This window comes from Denitrovibrio acetiphilus DSM 12809 (genome assembly GCF_000025725.1).
Taxonomy (GTDB): Bacteria; Chrysiogenota; Deferribacteres; order Deferribacterales; family Geovibrionaceae; genus Denitrovibrio; species Denitrovibrio acetiphilus.
Window position 1 is genome coordinate 955,122 of record NC_013943.1, and the last position, 18,020, is coordinate 973,141.

The 18,020-nt window shown below is 42.2% G+C and carries 18 protein-coding genes; 10 read left to right on the top strand and 8 right to left on the bottom strand.

What is annotated here, in order from left to right; all coding sequences use genetic code 11:
* Positions 1-8 precede the first annotated feature (8 nt).
* The 3 genes from rbr to DACET_RS04590 all read left to right on the top strand — a co-directional run bounded on the left by rbr (position 9) and on the right by DACET_RS04590 (position 1,785).
* Complete coding sequence (gene rbr / locus DACET_RS04580; protein WP_013010221.1) at positions 9-602, top strand: rubrerythrin; 594 nt, start codon at positions 9-11, stop codon at positions 600-602.
* Between the two features lie 422 nt (positions 603-1,024).
* Positions 1,025-1,567: a DUF2975 domain-containing protein gene (locus DACET_RS04585; protein WP_013010222.1), complete on the top strand. Its 543-nt coding sequence runs from the start codon at positions 1,025-1,027 to the stop codon at positions 1,565-1,567.
* Between the two features lie 14 nt (positions 1,568-1,581).
* Positions 1,582-1,785 (top strand): helix-turn-helix domain-containing protein, encoded by a 204-nt coding sequence (locus DACET_RS04590; protein WP_013010223.1) that lies wholly within the window; start codon positions 1,582-1,584, stop codon positions 1,783-1,785.
* Between the two features lie 88 nt (positions 1,786-1,873).
* On the opposite strand, the gene DACET_RS04595 is transcribed toward DACET_RS04590, so the two are convergent.
* The 4 genes from DACET_RS04595 to exbB form a co-directional block, all read right to left on the bottom strand.
* Complete coding sequence (locus DACET_RS04595) at positions 1,874-2,116, bottom strand: efflux RND transporter permease subunit (RefSeq protein WP_041229880.1); 243 nt, start codon at positions 2,114-2,116, stop codon at positions 1,874-1,876.
* 148 nt (positions 2,117-2,264) lie between these two features.
* The gene (locus DACET_RS04600; protein ID WP_013010224.1) at positions 2,265-3,008 is read right to left on the bottom strand and encodes an energy transducer TonB family protein; all 744 of its coding nucleotides are present in this window, start codon (positions 3,006-3,008) and stop codon (positions 2,265-2,267) included.
* A 1-nt stretch (position 3,009) separates the two neighbouring features.
* The gene (locus tag DACET_RS04605; protein ID WP_013010225.1) at positions 3,010-3,387 is read right to left on the bottom strand and encodes an ExbD/TolR family protein; all 378 of its coding nucleotides are present in this window, start codon (positions 3,385-3,387) and stop codon (positions 3,010-3,012) included.
* Positions 3,368-3,802 carry a TonB-system energizer ExbB gene (gene exbB / locus DACET_RS04610; protein WP_013010226.1) on the bottom strand — a complete coding sequence of 145 codons (435 nt, stop codon included), beginning with the start codon at positions 3,800-3,802 and terminating at the stop codon, positions 3,368-3,370. The genes DACET_RS04605 and exbB overlap by 20 nt, the downstream gene beginning before the upstream one ends.
* Positions 3,803-4,000: 198 nt before the next feature.
* Between exbB and DACET_RS04615 the strand changes: the two genes are divergently transcribed.
* The 7 genes from DACET_RS04615 to DACET_RS04645 all read left to right on the top strand — a co-directional run bounded on the left by DACET_RS04615 (position 4,001) and on the right by DACET_RS04645 (position 12,131).
* Positions 4,001-6,187: a TonB-dependent receptor gene (locus DACET_RS04615; RefSeq protein WP_013010227.1), complete on the top strand. Its 2,187-nt coding sequence runs from the start codon at positions 4,001-4,003 to the stop codon at positions 6,185-6,187.
* Complete coding sequence (locus DACET_RS04620) at positions 6,175-6,930, top strand: class I SAM-dependent methyltransferase (RefSeq protein ID WP_013010228.1); 756 nt, start codon at positions 6,175-6,177, stop codon at positions 6,928-6,930. Before DACET_RS04615 ends, DACET_RS04620 begins: the two co-directional genes overlap by 13 nt.
* The gene (locus DACET_RS04625; protein WP_013010229.1) at positions 6,918-8,000 is read left to right on the top strand and encodes an ABC transporter substrate-binding protein; all 1,083 of its coding nucleotides are present in this window, start codon (positions 6,918-6,920) and stop codon (positions 7,998-8,000) included. The genes DACET_RS04620 and DACET_RS04625 overlap by 13 nt, the downstream gene beginning before the upstream one ends.
* On the top strand, positions 7,987-9,021 hold the full coding sequence (locus tag DACET_RS04630) for a FecCD family ABC transporter permease (protein WP_013010230.1): 1,035 nt from the start codon (positions 7,987-7,989) through the stop codon (positions 9,019-9,021). The genes DACET_RS04625 and DACET_RS04630 overlap by 14 nt, the downstream gene beginning before the upstream one ends.
* Positions 9,014-9,760, top strand: coding sequence for an ABC transporter ATP-binding protein (locus tag DACET_RS04635; protein WP_013010231.1), 747 nt, complete (start codon positions 9,014-9,016; stop codon positions 9,758-9,760). The genes DACET_RS04630 and DACET_RS04635 overlap by 8 nt, the downstream gene beginning before the upstream one ends.
* A 162-nt stretch (positions 9,761-9,922) precedes the next feature.
* On the top strand, positions 9,923-10,792 hold the full coding sequence (locus DACET_RS04640; RefSeq protein WP_013010232.1) for a substrate-binding domain-containing protein: 870 nt from the start codon (positions 9,923-9,925) through the stop codon (positions 10,790-10,792).
* Entirely contained in the window at positions 10,749-12,131 is a 1,383-nt protein-coding gene (locus DACET_RS04645; RefSeq protein ID WP_148214144.1) for a sensor histidine kinase, read from the top strand. Before DACET_RS04640 ends, DACET_RS04645 begins: the two co-directional genes overlap by 44 nt.
* On the opposite strand, the gene DACET_RS04650 is transcribed toward DACET_RS04645, so the two are convergent.
* The 4 genes from DACET_RS04650 to DACET_RS04665 all read right to left on the bottom strand — a co-directional run bounded on the left by DACET_RS04650 (position 12,119) and on the right by DACET_RS04665 (position 17,882).
* Complete coding sequence (locus DACET_RS04650) at positions 12,119-12,475, bottom strand: hypothetical protein (protein ID WP_013010234.1); 357 nt, start codon at positions 12,473-12,475, stop codon at positions 12,119-12,121. The genes DACET_RS04645 and DACET_RS04650 overlap by 13 nt on opposite strands.
* A gap of 48 nt (positions 12,476-12,523) precedes the next feature.
* Positions 12,524-15,634, bottom strand: coding sequence for a molybdopterin-dependent oxidoreductase (locus tag DACET_RS04655; protein ID WP_013010235.1), 3,111 nt, complete (start codon positions 15,632-15,634; stop codon positions 12,524-12,526).
* An 18-nt stretch (positions 15,635-15,652) separates the two neighbouring features.
* The gene (locus DACET_RS04660) at positions 15,653-16,378 is read right to left on the bottom strand and encodes a 4Fe-4S dicluster domain-containing protein (protein WP_013010236.1); all 726 of its coding nucleotides are present in this window, start codon (positions 16,376-16,378) and stop codon (positions 15,653-15,655) included.
* Between the two features lie 139 nt (positions 16,379-16,517).
* Positions 16,518-17,882, bottom strand: coding sequence for a sigma-54-dependent transcriptional regulator (locus DACET_RS04665; protein ID WP_013010237.1), 1,365 nt, complete (start codon positions 17,880-17,882; stop codon positions 16,518-16,520).
* Positions 17,883-18,020: the final 138 nt, after the last annotated feature.

Consider the following 18,020-nt stretch of genomic DNA (forward strand, 5'->3'; position numbering starts at 1 on the left):
CTATTACAATGGCTAAAAGTCTTAAAGGAACTGCAACATTAGAAAACCTTATGAAATCATTCGCTGGTGAATCTCAGGCGCGTAACAGATACGATTATTATGCAGGAGTTGCTGGCAAAGAAGGATTCAAACAGATACAGAACATTTTCCTGGAAACATCTATCAACGAAAGAATGCATGCAAAACGTTTTTTTCAGTATGCCTGCGACGGGGTTGATGAGATGCCTCTTATGGTAAACATCAACGCCGACTATCCGGTTGCCTTTTCAAGCACTCTGGACAACCTTAAATATGCTGCTGACGGCGAACATGAAGAGTGGGAAATTCTTTATCCCAACTTTGCTAAGATAGCTGCTGAGGAAGGTTTCCCACATATAGAAGCTCTTTTTAACAAAATTGCTGCGATAGAAGCTCACCACGAAGCTAGATATCTTAAACTTGCTCAGAATATGAAAGATGGGCTGATCTTCAAAAAGAATGAAGTTGTTCAATGGAAATGTCTCGTCTGCGGACATGTTCATTCCGGTATAGAAGCTCCGACAGTCTGCCCTGTCTGCGCACACAAACAAGAGCACTTCGAGCTTTTCATCGAAACATACTAAGGTTTTCAGAGCTATTCTCCTGAGCATTAGGTTCAGATATTGAAAACTAATAAGCATGTTCAGGCAGATAACTTAAAATAATTCAGTCCCCGGTATTAGTGATAATATCGGGGACTCTCCGTTTCAGAATAAGTCTTTTAACAATGTATCTATGGGTTTATTTTTTCCAGGCTAACTGTATTTTCCAATCTTTATGTAAGTCATTCTTAAAAATACATTATATTCTATACCTCATAGCAGATACCACATACCGGAATCCTTGCCAGATATTTTCATAGAGTTCGATAAGTTTTTGTGACAGAACAGATTTCGTTTAAGTCATTTAATCAGTATAGATTTATTATTGAAATTCGATAAAAAATTATTGAATTTTGAGAAAAATCTATTATGATGCAAATATGAATAATCTAAGAGGTGTAATTATGGGAAATATCGCAAAGATAAAAAAAGTGAGTGAAGTATTTTATAAAATACTTACTGCGATACTTTTTTTGATACCAATTTTCTATATTATTTTTTGGTGGCGGATAAATGACCTGCCAACAAGCTTTATAAATGTTAATATGACACCGGAAAATATCATACAGAACAAACTTTCTCCGTCATTGCAGCTAATCGGCTTTGGTGTCAGTTTGCTGCCTATGGGGGTTCTTATGTATGGTTTTTATTATATAAGGCGTTTGTTTGGCTTATACAGAGAAGGGATGGTTTTTACATCAGATCATTCATTGTTTTTCAAAAGACTGGCAAAAGCTTTTATATTATGGATATTTTCATCTATTGTATATGAATCTGCCACAAGTGTGATCTTTTCTATAGGTAATCCTCCGGGGAGCAGGGTGTTAACAGTCGGAGTGAGCAGCAGTGAGATGCTCACTCTCCTTATAGCATGTGTGATCTGGGTTATCTCATGGGTTGTGGATGAGGGGCGGATTCTGGCAGAAGAAAATAAATTCACAGTTTAATTTCTGGAGTTGTAATGCCTATTATTATTAAATTAGACGTTTTACTTGCAGAACGAAAAATGAAATCTGTTGAGCTCGCCGGGCTGATAGGGATAACTGAGCAAAATCTATCTATCCTTAAAACCGGAAAGGCTAAAGCTATAAGAGTGTCCACTATTGAGGCTATATGCAGGCATCTTCACTGCCAGCCAGGAGATATCCTTGTTTATGAGGAATAGGGCGGGGGTTTTTGTTTAAAGATTTGGGAAAGAGGATACTATGCCAGCAATTAGAAAACAGAACCTAAAGGTTGCCGGGGTTCTGTTTTTATTGTGCAGTAAATTTGCATAACTGACCGAAGATGTACTTAATATCATAAACAATTCCCATCAGCACAGATATCAGGAAAAGGATTATTACAGTGGCGAAAAGCTCACCAAAAGCTAGCGACACAGCCGTAGGGTATTGTGTCTGCTCGGATGTTGAAAGCATCATAGGGATAAGTCCGCACACAGTGGTTGCAGTTGTCAGAAGGATAACTCTGAATCTGCTTGAACCTGCTTCGGACAATGCATTTTGTACACTGCACCTGCAAGCAGGTCGTTGAAGCGTGTCAACATCACCAGGCTGTCATTAACGACTATGCCGGCAAGAGCAAGCATTCCGCTCTGGGGTATAAAAGACCTATTTTTCTATTGAGTTGTAAGGTTGTGCAGAGCTAGTTAAGATTAAACGACACGGGCAGAACCAGTCTGATCGGCTGGTCACCTGATGGGAATGGAGCGGCATCCCGTACAGCTTTAACTGCTTTTTCATCGAGCAGGTCATAGCCGCTTGACTGCTGAACATTCACGTTGCGGACACTCCCCTCCCGTTCTATAAGGAAAGAGACGATGACCCTGCCTGTCCACCCCTTTCTGCGGGCATAAAGAGGGTATTGAAGAACCTTTTTTATTGATAAAAATATCTGCTTCTGATTCTGCATGATGTACGCTTTCCTCGCCTGCTCTTCATACTCCTGTTGCGAGGGGCTTGTTTTGACAGGAACATTTTTATGCATAGGTGTAATCACATCTTCATTCCGGCTCGTCGGCATAGGTGCGGTTGCTGGGGCTGAAACTGTTGGCTGCATTTCTCTTCTGGCTGGAACTTTCGGCTTTGGTACGGGCGTTGGTATTGGCTGAGGTTTTACAGTTTTCGCCTTTTTTTGTAAGGGGAGAGGCTTTGGTTTCTTCTTTACATAAGCAGGAGCCTTGTCCGGCAGCGTTTTTGATTTTTCAATTGTTTTAACAGTCGTTTGCTCTTTCTTTGCAGGCTTTGGCTTTTGAACTATGAAAGTTGAAAGCGTTATAATTTCATTTTTCGCAGGCACTTCCTTGTTACCCATAAGAGGTAAAAACCAGAGCAGAGTTGCAAACATAAGTAGATGTATAATTGCTGATTCAGCCAGAGACCTGAACATTTTACTCGTGTATCTCTGTGGAAAGGCTGACACGTTGAAAGTTGTTCTTGTTCAGCAGAGACATAAGAGACGCAAATGGCTGTATTGTCGCATTTTTGTCAGCGGCAACGCTAACAAGGGTATTTTTGTCAAGAGTGACCAGCAGGTCAGACAGGTCCTCAAGCGTAACAGGCTTGTCTTTGATATAATACTTTCCGCTATCTGTAAGAGTGATCAGAACCGGCTCTGTATGTGCGGCGGCGGAACTGACTTTCGGCAGGTCAACTTTGATCATACCTGTTGTCATAAAAGTCGCTGTTGCAAGCACAATCGTAAGTAAAACAAGCATAATGTCTATAAACGGAACGACATTTATAGAGTCAAACGGTTTCTCCCTCATTTTCAGCCTCTTTCAACAGTATTAATTCATTCGCTCTTCTGTTGAGAATGTTGTACAGAATAATTGCAGGGATAGCGGTTACAAGCCCTGCTGCTGTGGCCTTCAGTGAAAGCGCCAGACCGGTCATAATCATGTTCACATCTGTTGTGCCTTTTGCGCCTATTGCATAAAAAGTATGCATAATACCCAATACTGTGCCGAGCAGACCGACATAAGGTGCGTTGCTGCCAACAGTTGCAACGATGTACATCCTTTTTGTGAGGACAGCTTCATAAGCCTGAACAGTTTTATAATCAGCGGGTACGATCTTTCTGAAAGTTCTCAGACGCTCAATGTAAACTGCCACAGCGAGAATGCTCATGAGAACAAGTACACCTATGATTCCGTAATCGATAATGTATTTCATCGACGGCATTAGCCACTCCTTATACTCAGATGCTGAACTTGATCCGGATGATTCTAACACCCGCTATTTTCAAAATCAATGGCAAAGTAATACTTTTTTAAAAAAAGTATTATTCTTTTATTGACAGTTAATTTAGGCTGTGGTACTCCTCAGTTTAATGAGTTTCAATGTTATCAGAGTTCTGAAAATATTGAACGGAGGGTGAGTGTGAAGAAAATTAGTTTAATGATATTTGTTTTACTGTCGGCAGGTTTTGCCTACTGTGTCGATGATCTTATGCTGGATACAATCTACCTGGACGAGATAAACGTTAACGAAAGGGCATATACCGATGACACAGGTAAAAAGCTGGATACGTCGGAAGTGAAAGTTATAGAAAAAAACAGAAGCAACAACATTGCTGACTTCCTCGTAAAAGAACCCGAAATTTCACTTAAAAGAAAGGCGGCGTTCGGTGACAGCGGCGACATTTTGTCTATAAGAGGGCAGGGGAGCAAGCGTATCCTCATGAACCTCGACGGCAGAGCCATCAACTCAACTGGAACAGTGGGCGGTAATTACATAGATTTCGGAACAATACCGCTCGACAATATAGACAAGATAGAAATTATCAAAGGGGGCAGTTCTGTTGAATATGGTAATAATGCTCTCGGTGGTGTTATTAACGCATATACTGCCCGTCCGGACAAAAATGCACGCTTCAGCGCATACGGCACAGCCGGCGGCTGGGGATCGCAAAAGGATTATCATAACATCCGCGGCAGCTACTCAAAACAGCTAGGAGAGCTTGGCATCAGTGTTGGAGTCAGTCATCAGGCCGCTGACGAATATCTCAGAAACAACGACTATTCATCATTCCATCTTGCACCGAAATTTTTCATAGGTACTCCCGGAGGCGGTGAGTTGATTTTCGGTTATAATTACAGCGAAACCAGAAGGGGGCTGATACGGTCTAATCGTAATGACGGTGACCCTACCAGCGACTCAAATCCGGATGTTGCGGGGTATAACAGCAAAATAGACGGTGATTTCCCACTTTCAAGCGGTGAATACTTTGCAGGCGGAAGTCCGACGCCCTCTATGACTGTTATCGGCGACAACGCACACTGGAAAAAAACAAAACATATGCTGGATGTCCAATTCACTCAACCGATCAGCGATAACGCTTACGCAGAAATTTCAGCTTATAAAAATATTGAAGACAGACATGAGAAAAACTACGCTGATGTCGAGGCGAGACTTCAGGCACAGAATAGTCCTATGGACACATTTGACCCCGCCCTTACGGATGACGGTGACCTTGTGCTGGACAGGAAGGTTGTTGTTGACAGAAGCTACGGCGGTAAAGCCAAAGCAGAGATCGAAACCGCCAGACATAAACTTCTGTTCGGAGTGGAAACAAAGCACCTTAAATCCGGCGGTATCTTTGTGAAGCATATAGACGAAAACTACAACATAGGCGGTCCTAATGGATGGACAGGTAAAATGGCGTCTTCTAACGACGGCTCTTATGCTGTCAATAACAGTGCTTTCATATCAGAGAAATACAAACTTAATGACGTAGTGAGTTTTAATCTGGGAGTACGCTATGACAACTTTTCCGCCAATCAGGTGACAAAAGACTATGACGATGATGTTTTTACTCCCAAGCTGGGTGTTTCGTTAAATTTAACGGATGATGATCAGATAGCTTTCTATGCATACCGTAACTTCAGGACACCTACGATACCTGAGCTATACTGGAACTCTAATTCCATTTCCGGTGAGATTGAATATCTGGAGGGGAGGAGTTTTAAAGGTGAAACAGCTAACGCTCTAGACGTTGTACTGAAGCACACTTTCCCCGGAGCCGGATATGTGCGTCTTTCCGGTTTTTACTATGATGTTGAAGATTACATTATGCATAAGCCTGTGCCGGTCAGCTACTCAACATCCAAGACACGCTTCGCCGCTTATAATGCCGATGCTAAATTTATGGGAGTTACTGCTGATACCAGCTATGACATTGTAAAAGACCTCAGCGTCCGGGCGGGTGTTACGTATCAAAAGACTAAAAAAGAGAACGATCCGGCTGATCCTGACGGGATACTGGAGAAAGTTGACTATATACCGGACTATAAAATTGTGTTAGGCACAACATGGCAAGCGGTTAAAAATGTTACTGTTGATTTTGGTGTGAACTACATAGGTAAAAGGTACTATGCGCGGAGCTCAACGGATGTCGAAAATTTAGGAAGCTATACAACTCTCGATGGGAGTGTAAAGGTTAAGATAAGTGACAGCGTCACATGGGAACTTTACGCTGAAAATATAACCGATACAGACTATGAAGAGAGCTGGGGGTATCCGTCAATGGGATTTAATATGGGGACTAGTTTAAGATGGAGCATGTAGCAATAAAACAGAAAGAATTCTGGAACGGCAAAGCACAGGTCTTCCCGAGGTATGAACCATGTGAAAATAACTATGAAGCGCGGATGCTCAACATAGCGAAGAAACACGGGGTGGATTTTACCGGACAGAAAATACTGGATGTCGGATGCGGAACCGGGATGTATACGATACGTCTTGCTCAGGAGGCTGCCTCTGTTCTGGGAACAGATATTTCGGAAGAGATGCTGGATATCCTGAACACTGATGCAAAGAGAGAGAATATAACAAATTTACGCACAGTTCTGACAGATTGGAAGGATTTTGAGACAGATGAAAGGTTTGACCTTATATTTTGTTCAATGACTCCGGCTGTTCATGATAATTATACCCGTGAAAAGCTTTTTAAATATACGGATAGATGGCTGATATTTATGGGGTTTGCTGGGGTGATGCAGTCTGATGTAATGGCAGAGGTCTACAGACACCACGGTGTGACTCAGAGAAAGTTCAATAACGGTAAGGATATGGAAGACTGGCTTGTAGAAAACAAACGGGAATTCACCGCCTACCCCGTGGAGGGTGAGTGGGTTCAGAACAGACATGCGGAAGGGATGGCGGTTTGTTGCAGAAATATGCTTAGCAGTTATGACGTTGAGATGGACGAAAGCTTTATTCTCAGCCATATAGAAAACTTCAAAAACAGCGACGGCTCATATACCGAGAGAATAAAATATAAAATAGAGATGATCATATGCGAAATCTGATAACTGCTCTTCTTGTTGTTCTCCTCATCACGGCGGCATCCGCTTCCGCAGGAACGGTTACTGATGCTTTTGGCAGAAATGTCGTAGTGCCAGACAAAATAGAGAGGCTCGTTGCTATAGGCAGCAGTATGAGCTTTGTTGCGTGCCTTGGTGCTCAGGATCTGGCGGTGGGCGCGGAAGACATCGAGCAGAAAAAGTTTCTCACAAAACCTTATATCTACGCGAATAGCGAAATGCTGACCAAGCTACCCACAATAGGGAAAGGTGGCCCGATAAGGATTCCCTCCTATGAGATGCTTATAAAGCTTAAGCCGGATGTGATATTTATTGTGTCTGTGGAGAAGTCAGAACCGGAACTTATCCAGCGCAAATTAAACATCCCTGTTGTAGCCCTCAGCTACGGAATTCCGTCTTTTGCCCCTGACGTGTTTTACAAGTCATTCAGGACAGCGGGGAAAGTTCTGGGCAGAGAGAGCAGGGCTGAAGAGCTGATCAGTTTTACAGAAAACCTGATAGAAGAGCTGGACTATCGACCGGAAGAGCCTGTCAGTGCATACATCGGAGGCATCTCCTATAAAGGTATGCAGGGACTTGAGAGCACATCTGCTGATTTTCTGCCTATGCAGATCGCTGGGATAAAGAACACTGCTGATTCTTTCGGCAGAAAGGGACAGATTTTTATAAACAGAGAATACATTCTGATCAGTAATCCTTCTTTGCTTTTCATAGACGGAAACGGGTTTTCAATTATTAAGGAGAAGATGAGGAGCGATCCCGGCTTTTTCCAGAGGTTAGTTGCGTTCAGAGAGGGGAGAGTTTATCTCCTTTTGCCTGACACCTCATATTTTGTGAATCCAGAGGTTATGATTGCGAATGCTTTTATGATGGCAAAGGCGGCTTATCCGGAGCGTTATGCTTTGCTGGATCCGGTGAAAAAGGCTGACGAGATATTTACTTTTTACTACGGAAAGCCTCTGTATGAATATTTTAAAAGAGACACCGGCGGGTATGCAAAACTTAAAATGAGTGGCGGAACGCTTATTACGGAAGAAATCAATGGCGTTGAGTAAAACCGCTTTCTGTACGGCACTGGCAGCTTTGATGTTTGCGCTTATTCTTTACGCTGTCAAGCACGGGGCTTTGGATGTCTCTTGGAGAGAGGTTATTCAGGCTATTTTCGGTTACGGACAGAATGATGATCTGAAATATATAATATGGAACCTGCGTCTGCCGAGGATAATAGCTGCGGTGGTTGTGGGTGCTTGTCTGGCTGTAACAGGAGTTGTACTTCAGAATATACTGAACAATCCCCTTGCCTCATCATTTACACTGGGGATATCCCACGGAGCGGCTTTCGGAGCTTCATTCGCCATACTTGTAATGGGTGCTGGCGGACTGTCACACATAGGGTCAGGAGTTGTTCTGAGCAAGCTCCACAGCATAGCTGCAGGAGCCTTTGCAGGTTCGCTGGCAGCATCTGGTGTAATACTGCTGTTTTCATTTTTCAGTGGTATTACAGCGCAGGGGCTTATTCTGGTGGGGATAGCAATGTCTTCATTCTTTAACGCCTGTACAATGCTGTTGCAGTTTTTTTCCACAGATAGCCAACTTGCCGCTGCGGTATTCTGGACATTCGGAGATCTGGGGAAGGGCGGATGGACAGAAGCCTTTATAATCACAGGCGTTCTGATTGCCGGGTGTCTTGCGCTTATAAAATTCAGCTGGGATTATGATGTGATAAGGTGGGGGCAGGCAACGGCAGAGGGGCTTGGTGTTGATGTGAAAAAGGTTAGGCTTATATCCCTGCTGATAACATCTCTGATGGCTGCCACGGCGACAGCATATTACGGTGTCATAGGTTTTGTAGGATTGATCGCACCGCATATGGTCAGGCTTGTGTTCAGGCATAGCGGGCATCTTTTTCTTATCACTGCTTCCGGTCTTCTGGGGGGTGTGTTTCTCCTTTTTGCGGATATATTGGGGCAGAGTATTGTTTCCCCTCTGAGCCTTCCTGTTGGGATACTTACAGCCTTTACGGGGGTGCCTGTGTTCCTGTTTCTCCTTTTGAAGAGGTCGGTGAAAGATGCTTAAAGTTGACAATATTTCATATAGACGAAACGACAGAAACATATTGCGGTCTGTGAGCTTTGAAACCTGCAAAGGTCAGCTATACGCTGTGATCGGTCCGAATGGAGCGGGTAAAAGCACTCTGTTGAATATTATTTCAGGACGGATCAGACCTTCCCACGGCAGCGTTTTTATCGGTGAAATGAATGTCGCAGAGCAGAACCGCAGGAGTATCGCAACATATGTTTCCTATCTCACTCAGGCAAATCAGGCTGTTCCGTGTTCTGTGGAAGATTCAGTTATGATAGGACGCAAACCCTATATAAGCTGGCGGGTTTCAAAGGATGATTTAATAAAAACTGATAAAGTTATTGAGGAACTTAACTTAGGCTATATCAGAAAAAAATGTGTTACGCAGATATCCGGCGGAGAATTTCAGAAAAGCCTTATAGCCAGGGCACTTGTACAGGAGACTGATGTCGTTTTGATGGACGAGCCTATTAATCATCTGGATATACGGAATCAAATTGAGATTATGGATATAATCAGGCACGTTACCCAAACAAAAGCTCTTAATACTGTTGTGGTCATGCACGACATAAATCTGGCTATGAGATATGCAGATAAAATTCTGCTGCTTGACAAAGGGGAAGTCAGGAGGTTTTGTTCGCCTGACGAGTTTGATGAGAAAGATGTGTCATCGGTTTACAATGTCCCGTTTTTTACAAAAGGGATAAATGACAGAAAATATCTCCTTTACTGATAGTATTTAAAACGGGTCTGTTAAGGTGTTTGCTGCACCTGGGTTTTCAGGGAGGCTGCAGAGCTAGGCTTTTGTTGAGGGTTCAATCAAACCCTTGTTTTTCTTGCAATGCATCAATATCATATATATGTACAGAATATATTTATTGAGGTAAGCTGAAGCATGGGGAAATACGTTTTTTTTATACTATCCATCATTCTGGTTTGTGTGGCATCTTTTGCAGAGCCGCTCCATATAGGCATCGCATCTATAGTTTCTCCAGATGAGTCGCTGGCTCTTTACTATGATTTTAATAACTATATTGGAAATAAGCTTGGTATGGAGGTGGAAACCATTATCAAGCGTGATTATGACGTTATGAACCGGATGATAAAAGATAGTGCGGTTGATGTTGCTTTCATATGCACGGGAGCCATAGCTGCTTTGGATGAGTCCGAAGTGCGCATACTGGCAGTGCCGGAAGTTGCTGGTAAACAATCTTATAGATCTTATATAATCACGAATAAATCATTTGATATTAAAAATATCTCTGATCTGGAAGGGCGGAGTTTTGCATTCACCGACAGACTTTCCAACAGCGGGACAATCTATCCGTCTTACCTGCTGATTCAGCATTTCAATAAATCGCCGGAAAAAATACTGCGCAAGATTTACTATACAAAAAGCCACGATAAATCAATTTTTTTAATAAACAAAGGAGTAGTTGAAGCTGCCGCAGTAGACAGCCTTATTTTTGAATTTATAAAAAAGAAACAGCCTGAGAAAGTTGAGAATATAAAAATCATTTATACCCTGCCTGAAATGACCTCTCCGCCGGTTGTAGCATCTTCTCACATTAGTGACGAGATATTTAATAAAATACGTTACTTACTGTTGAACATGGATAAAGATCCAGACGGAGTAAAAATTCTGAAATTTCTGAATATCGATAGATTTGTTGAGGCAGAAATGGAAGATTTCAATGTAATAAGGAAAATCAGTGAAACGGTTGAAGAATTTAATTCTAAGAATAACCCCCAAAAGCTTCAGTAAACGGATAGCCCTACTTGTTGCGGTTCTTGCTTTTTTTACGATGCTGATAAATATTCTGATCGTATTTCTGTTCGAATATTCAAACGATTCAAAAAACGCACAATACAGCATTGATTCGCAGTTTAGCATAATGAAAAAAGATGTTTCTGAGGCTATTATTACTGATGATATATACAGTCTTTATACAATGATCAGTGAGGTCTCAAAAAATATAGACCACATTGATAATATTATAGTTTTTGATCCTCAGGGCAACTACATTACAGACGCGAAAGTGCTGAGGAAACCCCCGCAGGAAGACAACAGACTTACAAAAATAGAAAAAGAAGTAAATGCAGGTGTCAGCCCGGTGGGAGTGATAGCCTTTTATATTGATAAGAGGTCAATACTCATTGATGTTTTAGGAAAAGTTGAATATCTGGCAATTTCTAATACCATCATAATCCTGTTAGGTGCGCTTGCAGGTATTTATCTGAGTAAGATGCTTACAAGTCCGCTTACGACTCTCCATGCGCAGCTATCACAAGTTAATGTTCTGGATCTGCCGTTTAAATTCTCTCTGCCGGCATACAGCTCTTCAGAAACATGCCAGCTCAAAGAGATAATAGAGGATCTGTCCTGCCGTCTGAAGGAGTCACTGGAAAAAATCTCTCATCAGCAGAAAGAGATGTCGCGTTCTGAAAGACTTGCATACCTTGGCACGATGTCTGCCGGACTCGCTCATGAACTTAAAAACCCCATAATGTCAATAAATCTCGTTATAGATTCCATGGTGCAGGACAATGCAAATGACCCTCAGTTTCTTGAAGATTATAAAATAGTAAAATCTCAGGCAGATAAATTGGTTTACCGCATAAATGAATTTCTGGAATATTCAAAACCTGTGAAAATTGAAAAAACTGCGTTTTCTTTGTTTAGTCTCGCGTCACAAATAAAACAGCAGAGTTATTCAGAAAAACTGATTGAAATAGATATGAAATTTGATATTCCGGAAGACAAAATTGTTTTTTCTGATTTAGAAAAAATAGTTCAGCTTTGTCAGATCATGCTCCATAACTCTATACAAGCAAACGCTTCGCAAGCTAACATCGCCATGACTGTTACTGACGACAACTTCAGGATGGTATATACCGATAACGGTAAGGGGTTTGCTGATGCCGATATCTCAAAAATAATGCTTCCTTTCTATTCAACAAAGAAAGAAGGAGTTGGGCTGGGGCTTGCGATATGCTCTACTATACTGGATGCCATTGACGGGCAAATTGAAGCAGACCCATCATATAAAAGCGGAGCCTGTTTCATTATCGTATTCCCTGCTGGTGAGAATCAGCAGCTGTAGTCCCGTTCTTCAGCTTTTCTGGGAGCTATCAGAAATCTTATGATCTCGCTTGCCCTTTCTGTGGTTATCTCAATTTTTATTCTTTCTTTTTCAAAACAGAAATTATCAAAATAGAGTTTACCCCCCTCTTCAGAGGAATAAAGACCGTCAGTTTCTGTTATACCTTCTGTGTTCGAAATAGTCATACAGGACTTATTAACGCTGACAGAAAAATCTTTTGTTTTATGTAGTTTTATATAAAAATTTTCATATTCTCTGACAGTCTTCGGTGCATCAGCGATAAAGTCTCCTGCATAAGACCAGCAGGGGATAAACAGGACTATTATAAGTAGGAGATTTCTCATTATTAACCTCAAAATGTTAGGCGGAGGGTTAACCTCCGCCTGTTTAAATTACGCTTTTACAACTTGTATTTTTGTATCATAAAAGGATGCGCTCCCCCCAATTTTGTCTGTGGGGCACATGTCTCCGAGCACAGGATCAACAGCGTTTACAGCATTACTGCAAAGTCCTGCTGCTCTCTTTGATTCGCCTTTGATGACTTCACCATCGAGAATGATGTCAGAAGCACCATATGCCCAATGACCGTAATGCCATGATACGGCAACTGTGCCGGGGCGTATAGCTTCAGAAACTTTAACGTTTCCAATCATAGGAACTTTTTTACCGTGTTTAAGATCCCAAACACCTTCCGGGTTAAAGGCAGACACAAGCTTACCTTTGTCACCGTCGCTAAAGCCCAGCCTGTCAGCATCTACAGAGTTCATCAGGATAAAATTCTCTGCCTGATGAAGCTCATTCTGCCAGTAATTTCCTATTGTTCTGGACTGACCGCCTGTGATTTCCTTATAGGTAATAAGGTGCAGATCCGCTCCTTTGAAGTCGAATGGTCTGTCAAACATATCTGCAGCTTGGGTATAAACAGGGAACCCTAAAAAGCGTTTGCCGGTCATAGAGTCTTTTGTAGTGGCCACTCTTGGAACATACAAGGATATCTTGTTCTTATACTGAGCAGCAACTTTGTCGCCTTTATATGCTTTTGTGAGCTGAGCGAATCTTCCCCCTCTATTCAGAACATATACTATGTTTGCCCAGTTTTTAGTAGAAGACTTAGCTCTTTCTATGTCAAATGCAGTAGGTGAAAGGTGTTTTCTCGCAGCAGCGAATACCTGTAGTTCATCTTCTGATGCAGCAGGTACACCGTCTCCTTCCATAGCAATGTTCTCTATAAGCTTCATAAAGAAATCATCTTCTCTCAGGTTGTCCATGCCTTCACCGAAACCGTCTTTACCAAATCCTGCTAGACCTAGTTTTTCAGCGATAGCATATGCCACAGCCTCCATAGAGAGGTGGACTTTCTGGTTGTATATCGTTGTTGTTTCAGTCTGTGGTTCAACCATAGGCTGTCTGATTTTAGATGACTTGGATGCTACATCGGGAGTGGTGTGAGATGTCCCCCAGCGTTCCCAGATAGCTTTGTCGGGGAAGATGTAGTCTGCATACATACTGGTCTCTCCAACAACTATATCAGATGCTATAAACAGCGGAAGAGCTTCAGTGTTACACAGCATGTCTATAAATACATTACCAGCGGGAGAGGCGTAAGCCGCTGTTCCCATATGAGTGAATAAACACTTTATGCCATAAGGAAATTTCTCATGTCCTGAAGGTATTATCTCCTGATATACGTTTCCGGTAAAAGGGTAGAAAGGACGTTTTGCAGGATATCCTGAGAAGAATGATGTTTTTTCATAATGAGTTTTTTCTCTGGTCACAGGGTATCCGAATTTTCCGAGTTTGTTTTTAACCAGTTTGCTCATGTTGTAAGGATTGCCTTTCTTGCCGCCGTACTCATGCCAATGGCTTCCGCCCAGCATCATGCCGCCTTCCCAATCAGTGTTGCCGAGCATCACATTGAGAGCAATGATAGCTGTTGCGTTATAATAACCGTTAGTATGCTGCACCGGACCACGATAGAAATCTATTGTCCCCTGCTTGCCTGCTTTCGCAAATTCGTCAGCTACATCTGTGATGTCGCGAACAGGAACACCGCATTCATCTGCCCAGTCGGAAAGAGACTTTGAAAAAGCGGATTCTTTATAAATAGTGAAGCCGGATTTAACCTTTATACCGTTGATAACAGTGTCCACCTCAAGCTCACCAAAAACAGAATCGCCTTTTTCAGTGCCGGCGAACGGCTTACCGTCTTTCATCACAACAAAATCGCCCTCAAGTCCGATTTCTGAAGGTTTCAGAATATCTGCCGGACCGTCAGCCTCTATTTTGACCAGCCATGTTGAGTTTGTGAAGTTTGTTTCATTTATGCTGTTGCCGGCTCTAAAGTTAGCCGCAGCAAGATATTTGCTGTCGAACAACCTTTTTTCTATCATATATCTTCCCATACCGAGTGCGTATGCAGCATCAGTACCGGCTTTTATAGGTATCCATCTGGTAGCTTTTGCAGCTGTTTTAGAAAATCTGGGGTCAACTACAAAAACTTTCATACCTCTTTCAGTAAGACCTTGTGTGATTTTTTCGCTGAGTGGTGGAGGTCCGAAGTTTGCTTCGAATCCGCCTGTTCCGAAATACAGCACGCATTTGGAGTTCATGAGGTCAGGCTTTAAGTGGTGTTTACCTTCAAACATTTCACCGTAGCCTATGTGGTGAGACTGCTCGCATATAGTTGTATGCTCAAAAAAGTTAGGAGAACCGAAACAGTCGTTCATAAATCTCTTCATGAATTCCTTACGCCCGTGTTCGATACGTCCCCCCATAAATACAAACTGAGCATTTGCCGGGCCGGCATCCGGATGGTCAGGATTTGCGAACAAGTCCATTTTACCTGCGTATTTCGCTTTAAAATCGGTCATAGACATTTTTTTATCTGCAACAGCCTTAGCATCCTCAGCCATCTGTTTCATAGTTTTTGCGTCACGGACTCTATAAATATCTTTGAGTCCTTCTACAAAGCGGTTCTCTTCACCGGGAACGTTGGAGAAGAGGTTTCCTCCGTCAACTATCTCATCAATAGCTTGCTGAAAATCTATGCTCACCCATTTGTTTTCGCCTCTTTTGCCTGCCCGTTTAAGAACCTTTGTGACTCTATACGGATCGTAAAGCGATTGTATACCCGCTTGCCCTTTGGGGCAGATTTTTGCATCAATTCTGGCGCTCCTCTCCAGAGGTTCGTCCAGATCAAGGTTAGGGTAAAGGTTTTGTGCAGCATATGGATTACCGTCAATCTTCAGAAGCACACCCTCTGCCACCTTACCTTTGATAGCGCATGCAGTGTGGCACTGCAAGCAAATTGAATAGATGACATGCTCAGGAGATGCAAGATCGTACTTGCTGTTTATGGAGTTGTCAGTCATTTTTTTCATTGCTGAATTCGCACATCCCAGATTGGAGATGAGCATGGCTGAACCGCCCAGAAGAGCCGAGGTTTTCATAAACCCTCTCCTGCTTAGTTCCAGTTTATTAAGTATCTTTTTATTTTGACTCATATTATTCCTCCGACCCTGTTATCCGTGACACTTTTTACAAAGTTCTACGCTATCTGTAATGAACTGTGTTGTTGGTAATGTTTTTTCGTCCTGCATATAAACGTACAAATTAAGCTCTTTTGCCTTTTGGGCGACGAGACTTTCGGGGTCGTTAATGTCTCCGAAATATGTGGCTCCGCCAAGGCATGTTGTCACGCATGTAGGCAGCATGCCGGATTTAAGCCGGTGCAGGCAGTAGTGACACTTTCTACAACTGTTTATTGTAGAGCTGTCGTCATTTCTTTTATACTTCTTGTCGTATTCGTAAACGGGGCCGTGCTCATATGCCTCGTTGCTGTAGAAGTCGCCTTTATCAAGCGATACAGCACCATAAGGGCATGCGTCCACTGCATTGCCGCCACAGCCCACGCACTTGGAATAATCGATAGCGACTATTCCGTCCTGCCTTTTATAAATGGCTCCTGAAGTGCATGCTGTTATGCATGGAGCGTTGTCGCACTGCATACACATGCCAGGCATAAATATTCTCATTACGTTAGGATAAGTGCCGTCTTCAGCTTCTTTTACCCATCTGTAGTTTACTCCTGGCGGAGTCTTATTTTCTGCTTTGCATGAAACTGAGCATGAGTGACACCCTGTACATTTTCTGACATCAATCAACATGGCCCATTTTCGTTTTGCTTCAGGCCTTAAAAGAGCTTTTTCAAGGTCTCTCTGCATCCTTACGATATTGGATTCGTTCATAATGGTACCTCCAGATATGTTCCAAATCTTAAATGCAATTCAAGTGCCAGTTATTAGCTTTGTAAGTTGTTGATAATTAGAATTGAAAGAGAAGAAGCGCCGGATTTGACTACATCGCTGTGTCGGTTTGCTGTACAGGTTAACGATTTAGTTTCTTGATTTTATCATAGAGGGTAGCACGGCTTATTCCCAGTTTTTTAGCTGCAAGTGTATGGTTCCCTGCGCTATCTGCAATGCATCTGTTGATCAGATTTGACTCAAGTTCATCGACTGATTTTTGAAGGAGGTTTTCACCGTTGTATTTCATAAAATAATCAAGGAGTTCATCAGAAGTGCCATATGAACTGCCTAATGCTTCCATAACCGTGTCAGCTCTTAATGCTTTAGAGTTTGTGTTAACTGCTAGCTTTGCCATGGTGTTTTTCAGTTCACGTACATTGCCAGGCCATTTTTGTTTTTCAAATACTTCTCGTACTGATTTTTCTATAAATGTAATATCTTTGTTTATTTCGGCAGCCTGAAGCTTCAGATAATGTATGCATAAAGGCCATATATCATCTTTTCTGAGCCTGAGCGGCGGAATACTTATTTCGAAAGCATTAATTCTGTAAAAGAGGTCTTCTCTGAAAAGCCCGTCTTTGACTATTTGTTTCATGGATCTGTTGGTGGCTGAAATGATGCGTATATCAACCTTCTGAAATGAGTTATCCCCTATCCGTTGTATTACACCGTCTTGCAGAACATGCAGGAGTTTCCCCTGAAGAGAGATAGGCATATCTCCTATTTCATCAAGAAAAATCGTTCCACCGTCTGCCGCCTGAAATTTCCCCTGTTTGTTTGCGACAGCACCTGTAAATGAGCCTTTTATATGTCCGAAGAATTCACTTTCAAGAAGATGCTCGGGGATGGCAGCACTATTTATGCTGATAAACGGCTTATCCTTGCGTGGACTGTATCTATGTATAAGCTTTGCAACGACATCCTTACCAGTGCCGCTTTCGCCTGTTATCAGCACAGGGGATCTCGTTGAAGAGATAACTGCAACTTTTTTCAGAACTTCTTTCATTGCAGCAGATTCAGCGATAACCAGCTCACTGTTCAATGTCTCCGGAAGCCTTTCGAAATATTCAGGGTCATGGCTGAGGCTGAAACATCCGGCGTATTTTTCGATTGCGCCAGTCAGTTTACAGGCATCTACAGGTTTGGAGAGGAAGTCAACAGCACCGTATCTTATGGCATCTATCAGGATTTCTGACGTGCCATGTGCTGTCAGCAGAGTGACCGGGACGTTTTCGTTGGTAGACCTGATTGTTTTGAGAACATCCAGACCGTTTTCATCATTTAGCTGGTAGTCAAGAAAGATAAAATCAATCTCTATATCTTTCAAAATTGCATATGCTTTAGATGAATCCAGAGCAGTAAAAACCTCGTAAGATTTAGATAAAGAACGTTTTATACTATAACATATCGACTCATCGTCATCTATCAGCAAAACTTTCAGCATACTATTAACCTTGAGACTCATTAAATAAAATATTCAGCCCAGCTAAGTCTTCATTTGCCATTTCTGATATTATTATAAACCAGCCTAATCAATTTTATATATATGAAAGTATAATTAGAAAACATTAAAAATCAATAA